Annotated in this window: 29 protein-coding genes; 27 read left to right on the forward strand and 2 right to left on the reverse strand. The window is 37.9% G+C overall.

Translation table 11 applies throughout. The features are described from left to right. Window positions 1-95: 95 nt before the first annotated feature. The 3 genes from NYE70_RS01760 (at window position 96) to NYE70_RS01770 (ending at window position 3,226) form a co-directional block, all read left to right on the forward strand. Window positions 96-1,316 carry an IS256 family transposase gene (locus NYE70_RS01760; RefSeq protein ID WP_211020084.1) on the forward strand — a complete coding sequence of 407 codons (1,221 nt, stop codon included), beginning with the start codon at window positions 96-98 and terminating at the stop codon, window positions 1,314-1,316. A gap of 175 nt (window positions 1,317-1,491) precedes the next feature. Continuing rightward, entirely contained in the window at window positions 1,492-2,259 is a 768-nt protein-coding gene (locus tag NYE70_RS01765) for a hypothetical protein (RefSeq protein ID WP_341044828.1), read from the forward strand. Between the two features lie 370 nt (window positions 2,260-2,629). Continuing rightward, window positions 2,630-3,226 (forward strand): chloramphenicol phosphotransferase CPT family protein, encoded by a 597-nt coding sequence (locus NYE70_RS01770; protein WP_341044829.1) that lies wholly within the window; start codon window positions 2,630-2,632, stop codon window positions 3,224-3,226. Window positions 3,227-3,627: 401 nt separating this feature from the next. On the opposite strand, the gene NYE70_RS01775 is transcribed toward NYE70_RS01770, so the two are convergent. After that, window positions 3,628-4,848 (reverse strand): IS256 family transposase, encoded by a 1,221-nt coding sequence (locus tag NYE70_RS01775; RefSeq protein ID WP_211020084.1) that lies wholly within the window; start codon window positions 4,846-4,848, stop codon window positions 3,628-3,630. Window positions 4,849-4,968: 120 nt separating this feature from the next. Here NYE70_RS01775 and NYE70_RS01780 point away from each other — a divergent pair, with 120 nt between their 5' ends. The 17 genes from NYE70_RS01780 (at window position 4,969) to NYE70_RS01855 (ending at window position 15,339) form a co-directional block, all read left to right on the forward strand. Further along, entirely contained in the window at window positions 4,969-5,334 is a 366-nt protein-coding gene (locus tag NYE70_RS01780; protein WP_341044830.1) for a hypothetical protein, read from the forward strand. Between the two features lie 226 nt (window positions 5,335-5,560). Beyond that, window positions 5,561-6,367 carry a hypothetical protein gene (locus NYE70_RS01785; protein WP_341044831.1) on the forward strand — a complete coding sequence of 269 codons (807 nt, stop codon included), beginning with the start codon at window positions 5,561-5,563 and terminating at the stop codon, window positions 6,365-6,367. Between the two features lie 425 nt (window positions 6,368-6,792). Beyond that, the gene (locus NYE70_RS01790) at window positions 6,793-7,344 is read left to right on the forward strand and encodes a helicase (RefSeq protein WP_341044832.1); all 552 of its coding nucleotides are present in this window, start codon (window positions 6,793-6,795) and stop codon (window positions 7,342-7,344) included. Window positions 7,345-7,393: 49 nt separating this feature from the next. Beyond that, complete coding sequence (locus NYE70_RS01795) at window positions 7,394-8,017, forward strand: HD domain-containing protein (RefSeq protein ID WP_341044833.1); 624 nt, start codon at window positions 7,394-7,396, stop codon at window positions 8,015-8,017. 68 nt (window positions 8,018-8,085) lie between these two features. Next, on the forward strand, window positions 8,086-8,670 hold the full coding sequence (locus tag NYE70_RS01800; RefSeq protein WP_341044834.1) for a hypothetical protein: 585 nt from the start codon (window positions 8,086-8,088) through the stop codon (window positions 8,668-8,670). A gap of 64 nt (window positions 8,671-8,734) precedes the next feature. Next, window positions 8,735-9,043: a hypothetical protein gene (locus NYE70_RS01805; RefSeq protein WP_341044835.1), complete on the forward strand. Its 309-nt coding sequence runs from the start codon at window positions 8,735-8,737 to the stop codon at window positions 9,041-9,043. Between the two features lie 228 nt (window positions 9,044-9,271). Continuing rightward, window positions 9,272-9,883, forward strand: coding sequence for a CPBP family glutamic-type intramembrane protease (locus NYE70_RS25985; protein WP_445323824.1), 612 nt, complete (start codon window positions 9,272-9,274; stop codon window positions 9,881-9,883). A gap of 135 nt (window positions 9,884-10,018) precedes the next feature. Beyond that, window positions 10,019-10,294, forward strand: coding sequence for a hypothetical protein (locus NYE70_RS01810; RefSeq protein WP_211021186.1), 276 nt, complete (start codon window positions 10,019-10,021; stop codon window positions 10,292-10,294). A 77-nt stretch (window positions 10,295-10,371) separates the two neighbouring features. Continuing rightward, window positions 10,372-10,851, forward strand: coding sequence for a hypothetical protein (locus NYE70_RS01815; protein WP_341044836.1), 480 nt, complete (start codon window positions 10,372-10,374; stop codon window positions 10,849-10,851). Window positions 10,852-10,902: 51 nt separating this feature from the next. Further along, entirely contained in the window at window positions 10,903-11,511 is a 609-nt protein-coding gene (locus tag NYE70_RS01820; protein ID WP_341044837.1) for a hypothetical protein, read from the forward strand. A 55-nt stretch (window positions 11,512-11,566) separates the two neighbouring features. Beyond that, entirely contained in the window at window positions 11,567-11,992 is a 426-nt protein-coding gene (locus NYE70_RS01825; RefSeq protein WP_341044838.1) for a DUF6678 family protein, read from the forward strand. 86 nt (window positions 11,993-12,078) lie between these two features. Then, on the forward strand, window positions 12,079-12,606 hold the full coding sequence (locus NYE70_RS01830; protein ID WP_341044839.1) for a YfiT family bacillithiol transferase: 528 nt from the start codon (window positions 12,079-12,081) through the stop codon (window positions 12,604-12,606). 38 nt (window positions 12,607-12,644) lie between these two features. Then, window positions 12,645-13,067, forward strand: a complete 423-nt coding sequence (locus NYE70_RS01835) for an HIT family protein (RefSeq protein WP_341044840.1) — start codon at window positions 12,645-12,647, stop codon at window positions 13,065-13,067. Window positions 13,068-13,129: 62 nt separating this feature from the next. Then, window positions 13,130-13,588 (forward strand): signal peptidase I, encoded by a 459-nt coding sequence (lepB, locus tag NYE70_RS01840; RefSeq protein ID WP_341044841.1) that lies wholly within the window; start codon window positions 13,130-13,132, stop codon window positions 13,586-13,588. Then, window positions 13,581-14,183, forward strand: coding sequence for a DUF5071 domain-containing protein (locus NYE70_RS01845; protein WP_341044842.1), 603 nt, complete (start codon window positions 13,581-13,583; stop codon window positions 14,181-14,183). The genes lepB and NYE70_RS01845 overlap by 8 nt, the downstream gene beginning before the upstream one ends. A 21-nt stretch (window positions 14,184-14,204) precedes the next feature. Then, window positions 14,205-14,840, forward strand: coding sequence for a histidine phosphatase family protein (locus NYE70_RS01850; protein ID WP_341044843.1), 636 nt, complete (start codon window positions 14,205-14,207; stop codon window positions 14,838-14,840). Continuing rightward, entirely contained in the window at window positions 14,815-15,339 is a 525-nt protein-coding gene (locus NYE70_RS01855; RefSeq protein WP_341044844.1) for an NUDIX domain-containing protein, read from the forward strand. The genes NYE70_RS01850 and NYE70_RS01855 overlap by 26 nt, the downstream gene beginning before the upstream one ends. A gap of 136 nt (window positions 15,340-15,475) precedes the next feature. Here NYE70_RS01855 and NYE70_RS01860 read toward each other — a convergent pair whose 3' ends face one another. Beyond that, complete coding sequence (locus NYE70_RS01860) at window positions 15,476-16,057, reverse strand: hypothetical protein (RefSeq protein WP_341044845.1); 582 nt, start codon at window positions 16,055-16,057, stop codon at window positions 15,476-15,478. Window positions 16,058-16,367: 310 nt separating this feature from the next. Between NYE70_RS01860 and NYE70_RS01865 the strand changes: the two genes are divergently transcribed. The 7 genes from NYE70_RS01865 (at window position 16,368) to NYE70_RS01895 (ending at window position 21,577) form a co-directional block, all read left to right on the forward strand. Further along, window positions 16,368-17,063: a YjjG family noncanonical pyrimidine nucleotidase gene (locus NYE70_RS01865; RefSeq protein WP_341044846.1), complete on the forward strand. Its 696-nt coding sequence runs from the start codon at window positions 16,368-16,370 to the stop codon at window positions 17,061-17,063. A 138-nt stretch (window positions 17,064-17,201) separates the two neighbouring features. Then, window positions 17,202-17,687, forward strand: coding sequence for a hypothetical protein (locus NYE70_RS01870; protein WP_341044847.1), 486 nt, complete (start codon window positions 17,202-17,204; stop codon window positions 17,685-17,687). Window positions 17,688-17,719: 32 nt separating this feature from the next. Then, entirely contained in the window at window positions 17,720-18,502 is a 783-nt protein-coding gene (locus NYE70_RS01875) for a Cof-type HAD-IIB family hydrolase (protein ID WP_213654908.1), read from the forward strand. A gap of 11 nt (window positions 18,503-18,513) precedes the next feature. Then, window positions 18,514-18,972 (forward strand): GNAT family N-acetyltransferase, encoded by a 459-nt coding sequence (locus NYE70_RS01880; RefSeq protein WP_213654909.1) that lies wholly within the window; start codon window positions 18,514-18,516, stop codon window positions 18,970-18,972. Window positions 18,973-19,033: 61 nt separating this feature from the next. After that, a complete protein-coding gene (locus NYE70_RS01885; RefSeq protein WP_341044848.1) occupies window positions 19,034-19,468 on the forward strand; it encodes a hypothetical protein in 435 nt (144 codons plus the stop codon). Window positions 19,469-19,577: 109 nt separating this feature from the next. Further along, entirely contained in the window at window positions 19,578-20,048 is a 471-nt protein-coding gene (locus NYE70_RS01890) for an AAA family ATPase (RefSeq protein WP_445323825.1), read from the forward strand. Window positions 20,049-20,257: 209 nt separating this feature from the next. Then, on the forward strand, window positions 20,258-21,577 hold the full coding sequence (locus tag NYE70_RS01895; RefSeq protein ID WP_341044850.1) for a uracil/xanthine transporter: 1,320 nt from the start codon (window positions 20,258-20,260) through the stop codon (window positions 21,575-21,577). Window positions 21,578-21,619: the final 42 nt, after the last annotated feature.

Below are 21,619 nucleotides of genomic sequence, written 5' to 3' on the forward strand. Positions count from 1 at the left end.
TAAATCGACATTCGCTAGATTTGAGTCTGTAAAATAATTTGTGTAAACTCCCAATTCTACTAAAATGGAAAGTAATAGAAAGGTTGGGGGAACACATGGGACTTTGGACAAAAGAGCAATTACGAGCTTTCATTAAGGAGAACAAACTGGTAACGGCTCAAGATGCACAGAACGCTTTGAAAGAGTTGTTTGCAGAGACCATTCAAGAGATGTTGGAGGCAGAACTCGATACACATCTTGGATATGAGAAGCATGAAGTTAAAGCCAAAGTAACACCCAATAGCCGGAATGGCAAGAGTAAAAAGACAGTGGTTAGCGAGTACGGTGAGCAAGAAATCATGGTCCCTCGGGATCGTTTGGGTGAGTTTGAGCCCTTGGTTATACAGAAACATCAGAAGAATGTGACCGGAATCGAAGATCAGATTATAGCTCTTTACGCTAAAGGTGTCAGCACTCGGGAGATTCAGGATCATCTCCAAAATCTGTACGGAATCGAAGTCTCGCCTACACTCATATCCAATGTTACGAACAAAATCGTACCTCTCATCAAGGAATGGCAAAATCGGCCACTTCAAGGTGTCTACGCGGTCATATACATGGACGCGATTCATTTTAAAGTGAAACAGGACGGAGCTATTGTAAATAAAGCTGCATACATGGTGATCGGAATTGATCTGGATGGGAATAAGGATGTGCTGGGTATGTGGATTGGCGAGAACGAATCCAGCAAGTTCTGGCTCAGCGTACTCAATGACCTTCGAAATCGAGGGGTCCAAGATATCCTTATTATCTGTGTGGACAACCTAAGTGGCTTCTCTGAAGCGATTGCAGCTTGCTATCCAAAGACCGAAATCCAAAAGTGTATCATTCACCAGATCCGTAATTCCACTCGCTACGTATCGTACAAAGATCTTAAGAAAGTCACCGCTGACTTGAAGCCGATTTACAAAGCAGCCACGGAAGAAGGCGCCCTGCTTGAACTGGATCGGTTCGAGGAAGTTTGGGGCACCAAGTATCCGCTCATTGTTCGCTCTTGGAGAAACAACTGGGGAGAGCTCTCAACGTTTTTCAAATACCCGCCGGAGATCCGCAAACTCATCTATACTACCAACATGATTGAAAGCTACCACCGGCAGCTTCGTAAAGTGACCAAAGGAAAAAGCATTTTCCCTACCGATGAAGCCTTGCTTAAAATGCTCTACCTAGCCACAATGGATGTTACTCGTAAATGGACAGGTCGTGTCCAAAATTGGGGGCAAATGCTACTCCAGCTATCCGTCTTCTTTCCGGATCGCATCAGTAACTATTTACGTTAGAAACGCCAAATCCCCCTCGGGGGATTTGCTTGACAATGAGTTTACACAAAAATCTTGACAGACCCCTAGATTTCTTGCTAATCAATTTGAGAGAAATGGCCACACATGCAACTTGTTTTTCGAGACTACCTATAACCATCCGATCATTCATTCTGTATCCTTTGACGATTACAATATGTTTATTGAGTCGTATTTAGATAGATGGAACAAGTTCCTTTCTAATCAATCTGGTGGCGATGTGGTTGTTATGGAATCTGCTTTATTCCAAAGTCCCATTGTTCACTTGTTACATAAAGATGTCGATCGAAACTTAATTAAATCTGTAATTGTTAATGCGAGCGAGCTTTTAGGAGATATTGATTGCAAATTGATATATTTCTATCAAGAAGATGCTGAAGCCACAATTCATAAGATGATTGACGTTAGAGGCAAAGAAGACTTTTTACTAAAGAAACATAATGAGTATAAACATGAGATGTATTTCATAAATCGGATGGAGTTGGGCATAAATTCACATATTAGCTTTTTTCTGGATTATGCTGCACTTGCTAATGAAATTGTGAAAGAAGTATCCCTCGAAACAATATCTATTGAAAATTCAAAACAAGATTATTCGTTATACGAGCAGCAATTGATCAATGAATTTGACTTGGAATATTTTCCTGATCCTTATGTCGATATAACTATACTTACTAAGTATAAAGGAATCTATTACAATCAGGATTTAAACTTTAGTATAAATATCGAACTGATCGATGATCAATTATTTATATTTGGTAATAAAAAGCTGAAACCTAAAGATAATAGTCAATTCTATCTTGATGACATGAGCGTAACTGCAAATTTTATTAAAGGCGATAGAGTTAATCGGGTGGTTATAACTGAGAAGGATTTATATGCAAATAGAAATGACAATGGAACTGTTTTTGAAAGAATCTCTTAGTAGTACCCGAACATCTGCTAAACACCCTATACACGGTGGTGATTTTTTATGGGAGTCGCTTGTATTTTTAGTTGTCGTCAATGCTCATACAACAAGAATGTTTTTTTGGGGATTGGATTTAGATATATTAGTTTGCAGGCTATTTTAGAATGGTACGAAGAGGAAGAAGGAAGAAAGCAAATAGCCGAATATATTAATAAGAAGGAACCGATTTATGAGTGCTATGATGGGCTTTATTGGAAAATGAACCTGAGATCAACAGGCTGAAATGTCCGGATTGTAAGTGCAGCAATCTAAAAGTTGAATTTTATATGGATTGGGATTAGGTACATAATCAGATACGCAAATCTAATATGTGAGGGTGATTTGCTTGAAGCAAGGAATCATTGTGTTATTGAATGGAACTTCAAGTTCAGGAAAGACTAGTATTTCTAATGAGCTGGTAAATCAGAAAGAGATTCTTTTTCATCACCTATCTATAGATGATTTTTTTATTAATTTTAATGAATTTGTTGATAAAAAATTTCCGGACCTTAAACCTACAAGAGAAGTAGATGATCAAGCTGTCGCGCAAATCATTTTTGATCCCATCGCCTCAATGTTCTACTCGACGATTAAATTGTTTTCCGAAATGGGTTTGAATGTAATCGCAGATACGGTAATCGATAATGATAAGAGTTTTAATCAGTGTCTTGATGCATTTTTTGACCAGCCTACATTATTCATAGGTGTAATGTGCTCAAAAGAAGAACTCATGAGAAGAGAGCAAATAAGAGGCGATCGGCAGATTGGACTAGCAAATTCTCAGTTTGACAAAGTGTATTGCTTTAATGAATATGACCTCGAAGTAAGCACGGAAGAGTTGAGTCCAATAGAATGCGCCGAAAAGATATTAAGTTTTATTAAGTCCGATAAGGATTACTCGGTTTTTAAGAAATTAAGTAAAAGGGAAATTAGTGTTTCTTAGAAGGCGAATCCGTTAGGGGCTATCGTCCCGTGGTTGTTAGGTGTGTAAATGTATAATAGTGGAAGAAGCTCAGCCGTAATATGACCTAGCCTAAGGTAAGAGCTATTAAGGGCTGGGTCATTAGTGAACACAACCTATAAGAAATCCACATATTAAATAAAGTATGGAAAAACAATATAAGGAGACTCTATGGGTACAGACATTTGGTTTTTTGTAGAGAAAAGATACTATAAAGAATATGAACAGTTGGATGGTACTTGGAGGAAAATTAATAAGAGTAAAGAGGATTTAGTTAGTACTTCTATTTGGCTAAGTGTTGATAAGTGGACCGTTAACGGGTCTGTCAAGATTTTTGTGTAAACTCATTGTCAAGCAAATCCCCCGAGGGGGATTTGGCGTTTCTAACGTAAATAGTTACTGATGCGATCCGGAAAGAAGACGGATAGCTGGAGTAGCATTTGCCCCCAATTTTGGACACGACCTGTCCATTTACGAGTAACATCCATTGTGGCTAGGTAGAGCATTTTAAGCAAGGCTTCATCGGTAGGGAAAATGCTTTTTCCTTTGGTCACTTTACGAAGCTGCCGGTGGTAGCTTTCAATCATGTTGGTAGTATAGATGAGTTTGCGGATCTCCGGCGGGTATTTGAAAAACGTTGAGAGCTCTCCCCAGTTGTTTCTCCAAGAGCGAACAATGAGCGGATACTTGGTGCCCCAAACTTCCTCGAACCGATCCAGTTCAAGCAGGGCGCCTTCTTCCGTGGCTGCTTTGTAAATCGGCTTCAAGTCAGCGGTGACTTTCTTAAGATCTTTGTACGATACGTAGCGAGTGGAATTACGGATCTGGTGAATGATACACTTTTGGATTTCGGTCTTTGGATAGCAAGCTGCAATCGCTTCAGAGAAGCCACTTAGGTTGTCCACACAGATAATAAGGATATCTTGGACCCCTCGATTTCGAAGGTCATTGAGTACGCTGAGCCAGAACTTGCTGGATTCGTTCTCGCCAATCCACATACCCAGCACATCCTTATTCCCATCCAGATCAATTCCGATCACCATGTATGCAGCTTTATTTACAATAGCTCCGTCCTGTTTCACTTTAAAATGAATCGCGTCCATGTATATGACCGCGTAGACACCTTGAAGTGGCCGATTTTGCCATTCCTTGATGAGAGGTACGATTTTGTTCGTAACATTGGATATGAGTGTAGGCGAGACTTCGATTCCGTACAGATTTTGGAGATGATCCTGAATCTCCCGAGTGCTGACACCTTTAGCGTAAAGAGCTATAATCTGATCTTCGATTCCGGTCACATTCTTCTGATGTTTCTGTATAACCAAGGGCTCAAACTCACCCAAACGATCCCGAGGGACCATGATTTCTTGCTCACCGTACTCGCTAACCACTGTCTTTTTACTCTTGCCATTCCGGCTATTGGGTGTTACTTTGGCTTTAACTTCATGCTTCTCATATCCAAGATGTGTATCGAGTTCTGCCTCCAACATCTCTTGAATGGTCTCTGCAAACAACTCTTTCAAAGCGTTCTGTGCATCTTGAGCCGTTACCAGTTTGTTCTCCTTAATGAAAGCTCGTAATTGCTCTTTTGTCCAAAGTCCCATGTGTTCCCCCAACCTTTCTATTACTTTCCATTTTAGTAGAATTGGGAGTTTACACAAATTATTTTACAGACTCCCGTTAACCCGGATTACTACCTTTATCCAGGGTACAAAACTTCTAGATTGAAACCCAGCGATCCTACTGAATTTTATAGTGAGGATAGAAACTATGATTTATTTAGTATTTTATCGAATACAAGGAATGATCATAATCTAAAATTTATTTCTTTGCCAAGAGGTCTCCCGGTTGATATTTCTCCTGAATTGAGAGAGATTGCATTCGAGAATAAAGAAGATTTTTATGACCACAGTTGGCTATTTTTGAATGAGTTAGTTACTTTTAATTGGAATGAAATCTATTTTTGTGATCAATTTCAAGAACACAGGAATACTTTGAATACATGTTCAAGTTTCATAAATGAGACAATTCCCAAACTAACTAAATTAGGAGAACCTGAAGATGTGAGAGTTATTTTCTGGTTTGGTTAGTATAGATTTATTATTTTTTGCGGGTAAAGCTATGAAGCTGATCAAGTAGGTGAGAGTATCTCCTAGAAGGCAGCTTTCTTATAACACCATCACGCTTTTGGGCTACCGCCCCTTAGTTATCAGATGTAAAATCGTGGAAGAAGCTCAGACAACAAACGACCCAGCCTAAGATAAGAGTTATTTAGGACTGGGTCGTTTTCGTGAATACAGGGATAAGGGTGGGGGCATGAACAACACTAAATTAATTCTTTTCGAAGGAATTCCGGGGTCTGGAAAAACAACTACCTCTCAGCAACTATTTAATCACCTTTTAGAAGACGGTGTACCTGCAAAACTTTATATTGACGGCAGTGAACATCCGATTGATTTGCCCTTTTTTGCTTATCTTACTCAATATGAATACAATGATCTCTTATTTAAATTCCCACAACAAGCAGAATGGATTAAAGTCAATTCTATTATTGAACTTGATTATGTACTAATTCCTTATAAAGAACCTGTGCCGATACCATGGAACGATGAATTAATTGAGTATTTGAAATCGAAGGAATTTTGTTATTCGGATAAGCCGGTAGTCCCCTTTAAGATTTTTAAAAGAGTATTTTATAAACGCTTCGAACGATATGCTGCCAGTATGGCTAATACGGATACAGTAACCATTTTCGAGAGTGTCCTATTCCAACATCAAATTCATGATATCCATCGATTGTATCCTGAGATAACTGAAAACGAAATCATCGAATACTTAGGGGAATTAGCAGTATTAATTTCTCCTTTAAATCCTGTTTTATTTTATCTTACTCAAGATAGTGTAAAAGAATCGCTGGAACATACAGCTGCTATTCGTTCAAAACCCAAATGGGCAAGCAGTAAAACAATTGAGTACTACATAAAACGCAAAGGTATCGAACTAGAAGCAGTTAAGTACTTACCGTTTAATACGTATATTTTGAATAACAGTGATAGGGATTGGAAAAAGATGCTTGATGTAATTAGAACCACACTTTCGTTGGAGAATACGACGTTGTCATGAAACCCCTATAACAACGGGTTCAAGTTGCGTCGCAGCCGGCCGTTTGGGCCTTAAGGTTTGGGTTCGGAAACACCTAAACGTCGTTAAACGAAACCCCAGTAAAGGAGTGTAAGAATGAATGAACAATGAGTTTAGTGAAACATTCCTAAAAATCACATTGTATCGAATGTGTGATCTCTACTTTGAAAAAATGAAGGTTACGCTAAATTCATCAACTTTATCACCTTGTAGAACATACGGGGTATCATTTAGGTCAAATCATAGATAGAGTTCAAGGAAATACAAAGAAGAAGTTTGAATTTTGTAATAACGGATTAAATGAATCATATTTAAGAAACAAGATAGAATCGGATAATATCATGTAGGCATAGCTCCTTGATTCGTCCGAAACTTAAGAGCTTTATCGAAAGTTGGGAGGACTGTGAATGCATCTCGAAAATGAGGATGTTTACCCTAATCGTCTTATTGGTACAAGAACCATGGAGATTGGCGGACTTACTAAATCACAGCTTATTCAGAAAATGCAAGAGCACTCTATCATGATTAATGAGTATGGAGAGCAATTATTAACTGATAATAGATTTTCGATTTCTGATAAAAAGTACAGGTTGCAGACCGTTGAACTAACTGTTAGTGATCTTGGGTTTCGAGATGGGGCTACTACGGATCAGATTTTTAAAAGAGCAACTGAACTCGGCTTGGAATTATGTCCGCTTGAGCTTGGCCCTTACTTAAGACTGCAATACTTGGATCAGCCCGAAGGTTATTCGGGCGATGCTTTACAACGACATCAAGCTCCATCCGGTTCTATTACTATAGCATCGGAGATACTAACCAAAGACGATGATTTTCCCAAAGGCTTTTATCTTAGACGAATTAGCGATACTTTATGGCTGCGGGGATACTGCGCTGATGATCTGCACGTCTGGAATCCTTATGATCATTTTATTTTTGTCAAACCAATAAAACATTCCTAAATTAGATACTTATCATTTGCAGGATAGTAATGGGGAGGAGGACTCAAGGATGCATGAGATTTTCAAACCAATAACTGCTTCTATCGCATTTACTGGTGATTTAAAGACAGATATTAAGTCGTTTTTAGAGGTGAATAATTGTTTAGATACAGCAACTCACTGTATAGATGTTGGCACCGAATGTAGAAGAATTGCACTGATGTTTAATGCCAATCCGACGAAAGCTGAACTCGCTGGTTGGTTGCATGATATTAGTGCTGTATTTCCAAATAACGTGAGATTGGATGTAGCAAGACAATTGGAAATAGAGGTGTTATCAGAAGAAACAGTATTCCCAATGATTATTCATCAGAAGATATCGAGAGTAATGGCAAAAGAAATATTTGATATTACTGATCAGGAAGTAATTGATGCGGTCGGTTGCCATACTACTTTGAGATCAAACTCTTCCTTGCTTGATAAGGTGCTCTTTGTTGCTGATAAGATATCCTGGGATCAAAAGGGGACACCGCCCTATTTAGAGGATCTTAATAGAAATTTACAAATATCATTAACACATGGGGCATTTGCATACATCAATTTTTTATGGGAAAAGAGAGATACTTTGAAAGTAATTCATCCTTGGTTAAGGGATGCATATGAAGAATTGAAAGACAAAGTTCATTTAGTGTAGTGGTTCGAGGGCGTCATTGAATTATAGGAATTAACTTAAATCAAGCACATATATTCAGGAGATTGAAGATGAAGAAAAGTAAAATGATATTGTTATTGGTATTCTTAATAATTCTATTGTTTTTCATTATAACTTGGCGAACTGGCCTACTTGAACTTTGGAGTAAGGGGATATCCTCTATCGCAAACAACACAGAAAAGTATAGTGATGAGGCAGGTTATGTTCTTGATGGTAGCTATACTATCCAAATTGACCTTGCGGATATTCAAAGCAATATTGGCAAAGAGCTATATAATGATGGAAGACATAAGATCATAGTGGAATGGATAAATATTAGTGGTGATAGTGCAGAAGGTATAAACATTGGGTTTAGATCATTTGGTGACTACTCAACGGATGGAGCAACATTGATTTCCGGTGTGCATCATATAACAAATAATGATCGGTCGTTTAGTACATTATTGACTGCAAAGTTGATAGCCAAATATAAAAATAATCAATACGATGGAACTGTTTCTGGGGTTGCAGGATTGAACTATAAATCGGGAGATGACTTCTCATTTAATATTAATCCAGTAGAAGCATTAAGGGATAAAGGTAAAGTAGAGCTTACAATTACAAATCTGTATTTGAATATTTGGAAAAAGAAATAGTGCGTTGCCCCCATAACAACATATTCACTCAATCGGGCAAACCCACGGATCGGAGATCAAACACATGAGTAAATCAAGTTCACAGAATTGCAATTTAAATATATGGTATTATCTACCCGATGAAGAGTGGAATAAAGTTTCGCATCTATATGAGAGGATGCCTGAGTGGATAGGTTATAAAAACGGAAACCCGTATTGGTTTGGTCAGGAAGATGATGAAATTTTTATTACGGCATCAGTTGAACCAAGTGGATTATCTTTTCATGGACAGATGAATAATAGCGATTGGAATTCATGGATCAATAAGTTTAAATCAGAAGCTACAAAATTATTAGGTTTTGAGGTTGGTGAGCCTGAGGATGGATTTGTGTAATAGAGGTAACTGAAATTAATTTTGGTGGGAAGTACTATTGGTTTTAAGAAAGAAACCAACCTATACTCGTTATTGAAATGAGGGCCCCCTTTAGTGATAAAACTAATAAGAATTAGCTTAACATTCATTTGTTTAGCAGCATATGTTCAATTTATTAGTTTGTTCTCGTTTGATATTGGGAAGAGATTTTATCCTTTTTTTAAAGAAATAGATCCAGATAATGTTTTCATGGTACTAGTCATTCACCATATATTGCAGGCAATAATAACGTTGTTGGCTATTATTATTATTTCCAAGTTGTTGAATATACGTTTTAAGGATTTTGGATTTAATTTAAATAAACTAAGGTACTCTATTGTATTTATTTCTGTATTCCTGGGTGTATGGATCCTAATCCAGGCCGTTATTGGCATTTATCTAATAATAGAGCATGGGGGTTCTCCCGGCTTCACATTCCCGCTCAACTTCAGAAATTACATTGGCTATTATTTATTTGAGGTACTTTTATCAGGAACAAGTGAAGAAATCATGTTTAGATCATTAGTAATAACTCTAATGTTGAGTTTGTGGGGAAAGTATTTTTCCAATAGTAAAAGATTCTCGATCGTAGTTATATCTGCCTCTACATTAATATTTATGATAGCGCATATTAATTTCAATTTATTTCCATTTAAAATAACTCATTTTGACATTCTCCAACAACTAACCTGTTTAGCGTCCGGTTTATGTTTTGGGTATTTGTTTTTAAAAACAAAAAGCATAGTAGGGTGCATGATTGCCCATAATCTGTTAAATGGTATTATTACTTTGATGACATTGCTGTTTGTTTTATCATTTTAATGATGCTCGGACAACAAACGACCCAGCCTAAGATTAGAGCTATCTAGGGCTGGGTTGTTTCGTGATTGTAATAGAGTCATTAACTGATTTGGAGGCAATTTTGTAGATAATTCATAGAGAGAAGAGGTTTTTCAAATGGCTATTTGTGTTGAATTTGAGTTGATTGAAATTGAAAACACTATTGCAAGATATCGTTTCGGTGATTGCCTAGGGGATTTGAACGGAGAATTTGAAACAGATTTATATAGATTTATATCAGGAGAATTTCCGGGAGACACCTCGATGTCTGAAATAGTAGTATTATTAAATGATAAACAGAGCCAATGGAAGGCTATAAAAGCATTCACTAAAATATATAGACACTTTAAAGTACACAAAGAATATTTATCTAAAGGCGGATACTATGCATAGATTGCCTTAAATGACATGTGAAATATGTTGATCGTATAATCCCAGCAATTAATAAAACGAGTAAGGTCGTGATTTGTATGGGACTTGAGGAATTTTATAATTACACAAGTGGAGATGAGCGACACCTATTTAACGAAATAGCTGATCAATTGGAGGAACTGGGATATAAATCTAAAAGGGCGAAAACCAAAGATGTGAATTATGTATTCACCAATTCTAAGACCCCGAAAAACGTTCTTAAGTTCTCAATTGAGAAGGGGAAACCAATAATAAAAATGAAGTTTTTCGCTTCCAGTGATTACTCTGATTTTTTTCATGAATGTATAAGAAAAACTGTTGAAGAATTTAACTTCAGATATACGGGTTGTTACAACTGTGGGAGATGTAAGGATAAATTAGAGGGTTACGAGTACACATATGCGGATGGACGAAAGTATTTTAGATGTGGAACAGAGTTAATTAGTATATATGGGATCTCTTTATCAGAAGTTGATGAAGTTATAAGACTATTCAAAGCGCAGCATGAGTATTACTTATCCAAGAGATTCAGCCACTAAGGGTCGATAATGCTTGTATGTTACGGAAACACAGGTTAGGGGGAATAGGCATTGAGGAATATAGCAAAAGATGTGAAGTACCTTGAGAATAGGAAAGAGGTAGTGTTATCTCTTCAAAATAAACAAAAAGATGATAAAGTTGATATTTATTACTCACCGGATAAGGAATATAAGTTGACGATTGAATATTTTATTTTTAGGGAGAATGAAGGATGGGATTATACTAGAGGGATCGTAACACAATGCAGAACAGGAAATGAAATTGTATTGGTACGTAATATAGGCACTTTTCTGTTCGAATTGGTTCTGAAAGACAAGGAGAATTATTTAATATGCGGTCAAGATTATCAAGGATACACAATAGTAGATTTAAAAGACATGAAAGTCGTTGATTTCGTACCGGAGGAATTTTACGAGGGTATGGGGTTTTGCTGGGCAGAAATACAATATACAAACGAGATAGATATCCTTGTAGTAGGAGGATGTTACTGGGCGGATGAATACGAAATTGTATTTTATGATTTTTCTAACCCACTTCAATTACCATATAAAGAATTAAAGAGAATAAAACCTTATGAAAAAATAATCGGCTGGATAGATAATTGTAATTTTCAGTATGAGGATGAAGAAGGAAATAAACAAATAATAAGGATTTGTTGAGGTAATTTCAATAGAGACCCCGATATCGGAAGAAAACCCTAAGGTGGTAATATGAGTGGAACGTGATCGTTACAAAGAAAAAGTTATGAATGCTGTCTCAAAAAGGCAATTAGCCTCAAGAATGAATAATACGAAGTGGAGAGAGTTACAAACCGCTGTTCTTAATACCTTGCCATTTCCACCCCCTTTTCAAGCAAAGTATGTATTGGTAGAATCTCCATCTCCAAGTGAGTTTGAAGATGATGTGTGGTATTTGGGAGATTGGGTTGAAGGACTGATGCCTTTTTATAATATTGAATGGATCAGGGTTAGACCGAGACGGATTGTAAATATAGGGAGATTGATACCACCTGAGATTTTGGATATTACTGAAGAGTTTAAAGGGATACTCAAAGAGTTTTCAATTCCATATTATTGTGACAATGAATCGATCTATATTTATGGATATATTTCCGAAACAGATAAAATAATCAAAGAATAGAAGATGCTCAGACAACAAACGACCCAGCCAAAGATAAGAGTTATCTAGGGTTGGGTCATTTTCATTTGAAAGAAGGTTATTCATAGATGATTGATGAAATAAGATACCCTATTGGTCAATTTGAGCCGATTCCCATTTTCTTTGAAGAGGACAGGAATAAGCTTATTAATCAAATTTTATTAATTATTCCTAAGCTTCGAGCACTGATAGTTCGCTTAACACCCGAACAACTCCAAACGCCATATCGGGATGGTGGTTGGTCGATTCAGCAAATTATCCACCATATGGCCGATAATGATATGAACGCTTATTTAAGATTTAAAAGGGCATTAACAGAAATAGAACCCATGGCTTCATCCTATCGAGAAGACCTTTGGGGTGAACTTCATGATTATGTTGAAACCGATATTGAAACCTCTTTATTACTCCTAGAATCTCTCCACAAACGTTTTTACATATTACTCTACAAGTTAGATTCACATCACTTCTCCAGGACACTCAGAACTCAAGCGTTAGGGATAATTAACTTAGACACTGCATTACAAAGATTTATTTGGCATAATCATCATCATAAATCTCAAATCGAATTATTAATAGTTAGAAGAGCCTGGTAAATAGAGATACTCTGATAAAAAAATAGAACGGATGAATAATGATGGATTGTCTCGGATGCCGAATCGTAAATCAAATTGAACCGGATGTTAATGTGATTTATGAGAACGAATTTGTAGTTTGTATTTTAGATATTGCACCGTTCAATGATGGCCATATACTGATTTTGCCTAGAAAGCATTACTTGGATGTTGAAGAAATAGACGAACTAACGTTAAGTGCCATAATGAACGCATCGGCTAAGATCTCTATTTTATTAAAAAAGACATTTAATCCGGATGGAATTACATTTTGTCAGAATGGCGGAACTTTCAATGACTTACAACATTATCACATGCATGCAATCCCAAGATTTATTGGTGACGGATTCAGTTGGTCTGAGCCAAAAGAGGAATTCAAGACAGAAAGATCATTAAAAGAGATAAAACTCTTATTGCTTAAGGAATTAGTCGCATCGGACTAAAGTCCACGGGAGTGTTTTTGTGGAAATACAGTACGAATTCTTGTTGAGGGGAGAGCCTCCTTATGAAATTCATATTATTACTTGTATTTTTATTACAGTCTTTATTAGTTGGGGATTCTAACTACAAAAGCTATATTAATGATGGACCGTCGATGGTTCCTACGATCTACGATGGAGATAGATTGCTTGTAAACACTGACACATCAGAAGGAATTAAACGTGATGATTTAATTATTTTCAAAACAGAAGAAAAATCATACTGTAAGAGAGTCATCGGAATAACTGGGGATCAAATAGAAATAAATAAAAAAGGGATCTTTGTGAATGACAAATTATTTAAAGAAACAAGTGATTTAGGATTGCCAGACTCAAAAATAATAATAAAAGATAATGAGTATTATGTTGTAGGGGATAATACAGGCAACAGTATTGATAGTAGATTTTTTGGGCCGATCTCTGACACTCGAATTATAGGTAAGGTAGTAAAGATTTTTCACACGAGGGAGAGCTCTTATGATTGAGGATGAAAGATTAGAACAGATTATAAGGTCAAAGAATTATATCGAGCACGTACCAGAATTGTTAGAAGGTATCCGAGATTTGAATTGGCCAAACGCAAGTAGAATCGTTGATTTTCTAAAACCACGGGCTAGGGAAGTATATCCATTTGTAAAGAATGTGCTTAGCACAAACGACGAAAGTTGGATCTATTGGGTTCTATCGGAGTTAGTTAGTTCGTGGCCTAATGAAATAGTTAAATTCCTAGAGGAGGATTTGATAGTTCTTGCGGAAAATTTAGATATTTTTGTAGAAACAGATTTATTATCTATCGAAATACTTTTAAATAACAATTTAATAAGTCATCAATATACTAGAGAGTTATTAGAAAATAAAGAAGCTTATATAAAGGGTGAAATAGGAAATTTTCAACCTGAATTAATAGACGAATTTATAGAATTAGAGAATATAAGAATAGAGATCCTTCTAACAGATGTGAGTCAAATTGTAGATTATGTTAAAGAGAACAGTAAGAAATTACATATTAAAGATAAATATGAAGCGCTCCATCGATTTTTAAAATCAGTACAAGATATATTAATGAAGCTTGATAAATAATACGAAGTGGTGTAACCAAATATGAAGATCTATCTTGTAAGACATGCAATAAAAGAAAAAACCATCGGCGATGTTCCCATAACTAAAGAAGGGGTTAAGCAAGCTCAATTAATTGTTCAATACTTTAAAAACATTCCTTTATCTTCTATATTCTCAAGCCCGCTAAGGCGAGCACGGGAAACAGCTGAATACACAGCAAGAATGCATGATTTATCCGTAAGAATTGATAATCGATTGCGTGAAAGAGCTAATTGGGGAGACTTGCCTGATCAAACATTTCAAGAGTTTGTAGAGATGTGGGATAGATGTACTAAAGATCCCGACTTTGTCCCACCTGTGGGGGATTCCGCTAGGCGAGCATGTGAAAGAATGTCCTCTTTACTATATGAACTCGCAGAAGGGCATACTTTAGAATCTCGTGTTTTAATTGTAACGCATGGAGGTTTAATTACTGATTACTTGGCGAATACGTTCCAAGAGAATGTTCTTAATCAATATCATCCCCAATTTATTATTGAACAAAGTAACCTGATTCCGGAATGTTCAATAACGAAATTGAGATATGATAATAAGAGCTTTTCAATCGAACAATTTGCCTATACCGAACATCTGGAAACCATGGAGGTAGGTCATGGAACTTCTATCCGAGATATCTGACAAAGATTTTGGTTTTGAAAGTTCTTCATCCAATGTCAAGTATTGTGTCAGAAGAGCATCCAGAGCTGTAGTAATTAACCGGAACAATCAGATTGCTATTTTGTTTGTATCGAAGCATAACTATCATAAGCTACCTGGCGGTGGAATCGAAGAGGGCGAAGAAATGGCCAATGCCCTGATTCGTGAAGTTGTCGAGGAGGTTGGAGCAGAGATAGACATAGTCTCCGAAGTAGGGACAATAATTGAATATCGTGATAAGTTCGAATTAATTCAACTATCGTATTGCTATCTAGCTAAGGTCAAGACATTACTGGATCACCAATTCTTAACTGATGACGAAAAAGCTAATGGTTTTGTTTTGAAATGGGTATCACTTGAAGAAGCAATAGCTCTAGTTCAAGCCGATAAGCCATTTGATTATATGGGAAACTTCATTCGGAAGAGGGATTATACTTTTTTGGCTAAGGCTGAGAAAATACTTAAGGATTTCGAGGGATAACTAGAAGAAGGACGGAAAAATCATCTAACCATGAGTGTCCCCGGGGTGTTGGAGAAGGCTAGAATTGCGGCGTTGGGCTAGATGAACAAGGGGGAAAGTTATCCCCCTTATTCGATGAACTTTTTTGTGGAAGGGATTAATCTTTAACAGATGTATAGACTTGGCCGTTCTTGGCCTGATTGGCATCCGTCTCTAAAGTGATTTGATTCGCGCTTGAAATGGTGAATACAATTTCGGATAATTCCTTGGCCGACGGCGTAGGAATTCGATCCACCTGGAGCGTAATTTGATTGCCCGATATGGAATAGGTTCCTAGATATTTGCTCGATCCTTTCGGCAAGCGATCCAGAAAGATGAACTCGCCGTTTGTCTTTAAGACCAGCTTTGAAAACTGAGTATGGTCTTCCTTCTCCGATGTCAGATAGACGGCTTCTTCGTTCTTCAGCATAGCTGTCAGAGCATTTCCGGCATCGGCTGCTTCCTCAGCCTCATTTGCATTCCCGGTGGTGATGGCTTCGGAATTGCTGGATTCATGATCTTCATTCGTTTCGGTTGTACCTTGGGCTGGCTCATTAATGGTTTGTTCAGTGTTAGTGGGTGCGGCCGACTCGGACTTGATTCCCGTTCCGGCGGATTCGGCCGGAGAAGTACAACCTTGCAATAAGGCAGAAGCAAGAAATAAGAGTAAAACAGTTTGCAGCAAAGAAAATCGTTTCATAAGTCCTCCTGGTGTATTAATCTCGACAGCTTGTTTATTATAACAAATGAATGGTAAGAAATTAATAGAACTAAAGGCTTCCAGTCCGGCTCGTACCCATGATACGAGTTTTTTTGGTTAAGGGTGAGGATTTTGGAATCCTCGCTGACGCTTTTCCCGGCCTTCACCGAGTTGTATACTAAGTATAGAGAATAAAAACTTGGCGGATGCCTAAGTGGACCCTACCGGATGAATAGATCCCTGCGAGGGTCTTCCTTTCCTGGCATTCCAGCCGTAAACCTTATTGGATAAGGAGATAGGAGGAGCTTGTTTGCAATATGAAGTGATTCTTTTTGACCTCGACGATACGCTGTATGATTTTGCAAAAACCGAAGATTTCGCTTTACGTCAAGCTTTCCGTCATTTCGGAATGGAGGATACGGAGGAGCTGATGGGTCAGTACCGTGACATTAATCGTCAGCTATGGAAGGAGCTTGAGCAAGGGCTTATTTATCTGGATGTGCTGCGGGTGGAGCGATTTAGAAGACTGCTTGAATTACGTGAGTTTTCACAAGAACTCGACGCCGCAGAGTTTAGCCAAACGTATGTGGGGTATTTGTCTGAGGCATCCTTCTTGATGGAAGGGTCTGCGGAAACCTGCAATCGATTATTGGATGCGGGATACCGGGTTGCGGTGATTACGAATGGAATCAGGGAGGTACAGCTTGGAAGAATAAGCCGCTCTGAGCTATCCGGCAAGTTTGAGCAGGTGATCATTTCCGAGGATGCCGGTTCGCAAAAGCCTGACCCGGCTATTTTCGATTACGCATTTGAAAAGTTAGGGCATCCGGACAAAAGCAATGTGCTGATTGTCGGGGATTCGCTGACATCGGATATTTACGGCGGAAATCAATACGGAATCGACACGTGCTGGTTCAATCCGAAACAAGCCGACAATACTTCCGAGGCAAAGCCTGATTACGAAATTCGGAGTCTGACGGAGCTCCTGGAGCTTTTGAAGGTGTAGCCCGCTGCTTAAACATACAAAAATATGGAGACTACTGCTTTGGCGGTAGTCTTTTTTTATTTGTTTAGGTGAAGTACCCGAAATTATTAGACGATTCCGCTGAAAATAAGGTTGACTCAACATGTCAGATGTATAATCATGGAAGAAGCATACCCTAACGATGAATTGGAGTACAGAATGAATACATATAAGTGGATCCCTATAATAATTTGTTTTCTTCTGCTTTTAGCAGGCTGTAGTACTACCCACAGCATAGATACCAGTTCAACCAGAACCTTAAAAAAAGACTTGAAGGATCTATCACCGTCGATCAAAAGAGTTCAATTTACATTTACTCGTCCAAACCTTTTTTGCAGAATTGATATGAGCAATGAACCGAGTACAGAAGAACTGGAATCGATTCTTGCGGAAATCAAGGAATTTTCAACAATGGATAACATGAATGAGATCGCTCGCAGTGTCAAATGGGGATTGGAAATATCGGAAATTCATGTTGATATCAATACGGATCAAGATAAAAAAACAATTGAACATGCGTATTACGCCAGTTATTTCAAGACATTCGATGCTAGTGATCACTCGGAAGCAAACATTGAGGGGTACAGAATTTGGTATGAAATATAACATAACTGTATAACTGGGAGGTGTTTAGTAAAATGAAAATTCCATTAATCGTCTTAGATTTAGATGGTACACTCCTCAACTCAAGCAAAGAAATAACCAATCGTAATTCTAAAGCTATTGCAGATTGCGCAGGATTAGGAATTAAATTCATCTTTGCGACAGCGCGTCCTCCAAGGGCAGTCAGATCATTTATGAATGATGAGTTATTCAGATTAGGTTCTTTTATTTATTACAATGGCGCCTATATCGATTGCAAACACACGGGAATCCAGGATCATATATCGATTGAATCCAACATTACGGCTGAAGTTCTAGATTACTGCCTTCAATGCAACCCGGATCTTGATTTAAGTCTGGAAGTGAAGGATGAATGGATGAGTTTAAGGGAATATGACTACACCACACTCATTAAGGTCAAAGATAATCCTGCTGTAAAGTCACTGGAAGAACTCAAACGACATGATGCATCAAAGATTCTTTTTTCAGGGAGAATGAATTTGGATTTATTTATGGATAAGTTTAATACGAGATTAAATATTTTAACTACAGACAATGGAGAGCTTGTTCAGCTTTCATCCCTAAGAGCTTCGAAAGAAAGTGCGGTATCGGTTTTGTGTAAGGCGATGAACATCCCGCTCGAAAAGGTCATGGTCTTTGGTGATGATTTTAATGATATCGGACTATTTAAATCTTGTGGATGGCCCGTGGCAATGGGGAATGCAATTGAAGAATTGAAACAGATATCTAAAGAGATTACCGAAACTAATGATAATGATGGAGTAGCCATGGTTTTAGAAAAACTTTGCAGATCATAGGAGAATGATTCATGGATGTAGAGATTAGATTGTTAGGCCCTAATGAAGCTGTGCCAATAGAGTTATTACTGTTAGCTGATCCTTCGGAAGAAATCATCTTAAATTACATAGATAGAGGGGAGTGTTTCATAGCTACCAACAATAATGAAATTATCGGTGCATTGGTAATTATTAAAACTCGCCCTGAAACCATTGAAATTGTAAATATTGCAGTAAAAGAAGATTTTCAAGGTAAAGGAATCGGAAAGCAATTAATTAATTTCGCAATAATCTATGCAAAAGAGCAATGTGAAAAAACGATGGAAATCGGTACGGGAAATAGCAGTATATTTCAGCTGTTTCTATATCAAAAATGTGGTTTTCGAATTGTTGGCGTAGATCACGATTTTTTTATAAGACACTATAAAGATGAAATTTATGAGAATGGAATACAGTGTAGGGATATGATTAGATTAAGGCTTGAACTTTGATAGTTTTGGCTACCGCTCGCTGACTAAGCCCGTCGGATGTATAAGGAGGTGTAAAAGACACTTGCTGAAGTTTAAAATACTCTTTTTACTGTTATTAGTTCTAATGTCTACAGGATGTTCGTTTTCAAGTGAAGACACATGGAAAGAACGGAGCCATATTAAGCAGGGTGATGTAAAGCAAATTTTGATAGAAAACTCAGAAGGGGTAAGTGCCAGTTTGACCGATCGGGTTAAAATTTCTGCAGTTATTAATGCATTGAAAACGGGCGTGTTTGATCCTGGAGTTTTTGATATAAGAGTGCAGGATTTCACTGTGACTATTGAATTAAACAACAGTGATAAAAAGAAAATTCATCTTTGGCTTTTATCCGGTGCGAACCTCTTCACCGACTCTGAGGATGATGGTCATTTTACATTAAATGAAGATGCACAAGAAAAATTGGTTGAAATCATCAAAGAAAATGAATTATGGAATGAAGATTCGGCGGCTAATTAAATAAGCCCCCATGATTCTCAAGAGGATGAAAGGAGAATATCAGTTGCATGACGATTATGAAATAGATGATTACATTATCCAAGCAGATGTTTCCGTTCCATTAGTAGTGATGATGTGCGGAGTAGCCGGATCAGGAAAAACAACATTTGCTCAAAGATTAGAGAAAAGAGGTTTTGTACGTCTTTCCATTGATGAAGAAATATGGGCTACACACGGACGTTACGGAATTGACTATCCAATTGAAATGTATGAGCAATTAAAAAGTGAAGCCGAGTTAAAGTTGCGCAATGAATTAGTAGATCTTATAAATGAAAAGCGTAACGTGGTAATCGATTTCAGCTTTTGGCAACGAAAGAGACGGAATGAATATAAGAAATTAATTGCAGATGAAGGCGGGGGATGGAAGCTTATATATTTGAAAGTTCATCCTAATGAATTACGTGAACGACTCCGTATTCGGAGTCAGCGGTTCGATGCAAATGCAGCATTTACAATAACAGAAGAAATACTAACTTCATTTCTAGAGGGTTTTGAAGTGCCTTCCGGAGAAGGGGAAATTATCATTGAAGCAAACGATTGAACATCTTTGAGTGGAACTTAAACAAAGACCAGGTGTTATCGACACTTGGTCTTTGTTACATTAAAGAGCCATTTCTCAAGATGCATCCGTTCTCGATGATACTTATCATTCATTAAGAAGGAAATGGGTAATAACAAAGAATGTGTGTTTGAATTACGGAGTGCTGGCTGAGTCGGTTAGCATGTACATCATGTAGGAGGATAATACGAATGGTAGAATTGAAAAAAACAGAAAATTGGGTTGCAGGGCTGCAGTGGCTATTTTTCATATTTGCGAATATTGTGATTATCCCGGTCACCGTAGGACAAGCCTTTCAATTATCAGATAGCTCTATTATGACGACCCTGCAGCTATCCTTCATAGTGACGGGGTGCGCGTGCATATGCCAAGCATTATGGGGACATCGCCGGGCCATTTTGGAAGGGCAATCGGGTTTATGGTGGGGAATGATCCTAACTACCGTAAGCATTGCTGCTTCTCAAGGGATTTCCTTGCCTGAAATAGGGGGCAGTCTCGCCGTTGGGATTCTAATCTCTGCTGCTATCACCGTGTTTGTGGGCCTATTCGGCTGGGGCAACGCGCTTGCAAAACTATTCAAGCCAGGCGTGATGGGAGTGTTCATGCTACTGTTTGGCTTCCAGTTAATTCAGATTTTTCTCAAAGGCATGTTGGGAATCCCTATGGGCAACACGCCAGACCATGTGTCGATTCAAGGGAATATTGCTCTTCTTTCCATCATCATGATGTTACTTATGGTTATTGTTAATGTGACGCTACCGAACAAGATCAGTAAATATTCTCTGCTCATCGGCATTGTCATTGGGTGGGCTGCATTCGCTATATTTTTGGGCGAGGAAGAGACTGTAAAGGAGAGTGCGTCGCTAACCTTCGAATTCTTTTTGTTAGGAAAGCCTGAATTCAATGTCGGCATTATTATTGTGGCTGTGGTAACAGGCATTTTGAATTTAGCGAACACCTTTGGCGCATTGAAGGGAACCGAAGATTTATACGACAGCGAGACTAGCAAAAAGCAGTTCAGCGCAAGCCTCATCATATCCGGCATATTCACCGGAATAAGCGGATTATTTGGGCTGGTTCCGTACGCTCCGTTTGTATCATCCATCGGGTTTTTAAAACAATCCGGCATTATTCATCGAATGCCTTTTTTGATTGGCGGGGCGCTATTTCTCATGATGGGTGTATTTCCGCCGGTCACTCTATTTTTCTCCAATATTCCGTTAAGCATTGGTAGTACGGTGTTGTTCGTTTCTTATTTGCAGTTGCTGTTGTCTTCACTGGATTTCTTGAAAAAGATCGAATTCAATAAACGCAATGTCTATCGATCCGCTATACCGATCTTTGTAGCCGTGGTGATCATGACGTTCCCGGACTCCTATTTTGCCGGCGTTCCGACTTATATTCAACCTTTTATTCAAAATGGCCTGCTGGTTGGAATTACACTGGCTTTGGTCCTGGAAAATATCATTCCATGGGACAAAATTGTAAAACCGGGTCAAAGTAACAATTAATGCATAAATGACGAAATGGGGGGTTAGCTTTGACCTCTTTCG

This window comes from Paenibacillus sp. FSL R5-0407 (assembly GCF_038009185.1).
Classification (GTDB): Bacteria; Bacillota; Bacilli; order Paenibacillales; family Paenibacillaceae; genus Fontibacillus; species Fontibacillus vini.

Coding starts and splice junctions, on each gene's coding strand:
- NYE70_RS01760 (WP_211020084.1), top strand. CDS start 96: ATGGGACTTTGGACAAAAGAGCAATTACGAGCTTTCATTAAGGAGAAC.
- NYE70_RS01765 (WP_341044828.1), top strand. CDS start 1,492: ATGTTTATTGAGTCGTATTTAGATAGATGGAACAAGTTCCTTTCTAAT.
- NYE70_RS01775 (WP_211020084.1), bottom strand. CDS start 4,848: ATGGGACTTTGGACAAAAGAGCAATTACGAGCTTTCATTAAGGAGAAC.
- NYE70_RS01785 (WP_341044831.1), top strand. CDS start 5,561: ATGAACAACACTAAATTAATTCTTTTCGAAGGAATTCCGGGGTCTGGA.
- NYE70_RS01790 (WP_341044832.1), top strand. CDS start 6,793: ATGCATCTCGAAAATGAGGATGTTTACCCTAATCGTCTTATTGGTACA.
- NYE70_RS01795 (WP_341044833.1), top strand. CDS start 7,394: ATGCATGAGATTTTCAAACCAATAACTGCTTCTATCGCATTTACTGGT.
- NYE70_RS01800 (WP_341044834.1), top strand. CDS start 8,086: ATGAAGAAAAGTAAAATGATATTGTTATTGGTATTCTTAATAATTCTA.
- NYE70_RS01805 (WP_341044835.1), top strand. CDS start 8,735: ATGAGTAAATCAAGTTCACAGAATTGCAATTTAAATATATGGTATTAT.
- NYE70_RS25985 (WP_445323824.1), top strand. CDS start 9,272: ATGGTACTAGTCATTCACCATATATTGCAGGCAATAATAACGTTGTTG.
- NYE70_RS01810 (WP_211021186.1), top strand. CDS start 10,019: ATGGCTATTTGTGTTGAATTTGAGTTGATTGAAATTGAAAACACTATT.
- NYE70_RS01815 (WP_341044836.1), top strand. CDS start 10,372: ATGGGACTTGAGGAATTTTATAATTACACAAGTGGAGATGAGCGACAC.
- NYE70_RS01830 (WP_341044839.1), top strand. CDS start 12,079: ATGATTGATGAAATAAGATACCCTATTGGTCAATTTGAGCCGATTCCC.
- NYE70_RS01835 (WP_341044840.1), top strand. CDS start 12,645: ATGATGGATTGTCTCGGATGCCGAATCGTAAATCAAATTGAACCGGAT.
- lepB (WP_341044841.1), top strand. CDS start 13,130: ATGAAATTCATATTATTACTTGTATTTTTATTACAGTCTTTATTAGTT.
- NYE70_RS01845 (WP_341044842.1), top strand. CDS start 13,581: ATGATTGAGGATGAAAGATTAGAACAGATTATAAGGTCAAAGAATTAT.
- NYE70_RS01850 (WP_341044843.1), top strand. CDS start 14,205: ATGAAGATCTATCTTGTAAGACATGCAATAAAAGAAAAAACCATCGGC.
- NYE70_RS01855 (WP_341044844.1), top strand. CDS start 14,815: ATGGAACTTCTATCCGAGATATCTGACAAAGATTTTGGTTTTGAAAGT.
- NYE70_RS01860 (WP_341044845.1), bottom strand. CDS start 16,057: ATGAAACGATTTTCTTTGCTGCAAACTGTTTTACTCTTATTTCTTGCT.
- NYE70_RS01870 (WP_341044847.1), top strand. CDS start 17,202: ATGGAAGAAGCATACCCTAACGATGAATTGGAGTACAGAATGAATACA.
- NYE70_RS01875 (WP_213654908.1), top strand. CDS start 17,720: ATGAAAATTCCATTAATCGTCTTAGATTTAGATGGTACACTCCTCAAC.
- NYE70_RS01880 (WP_213654909.1), top strand. CDS start 18,514: ATGGATGTAGAGATTAGATTGTTAGGCCCTAATGAAGCTGTGCCAATA.
- NYE70_RS01890 (WP_445323825.1), top strand. CDS start 19,578: ATGATGTGCGGAGTAGCCGGATCAGGAAAAACAACATTTGCTCAAAGA.
- NYE70_RS01895 (WP_341044850.1), top strand. CDS start 20,258: ATGGTAGAATTGAAAAAAACAGAAAATTGGGTTGCAGGGCTGCAGTGG.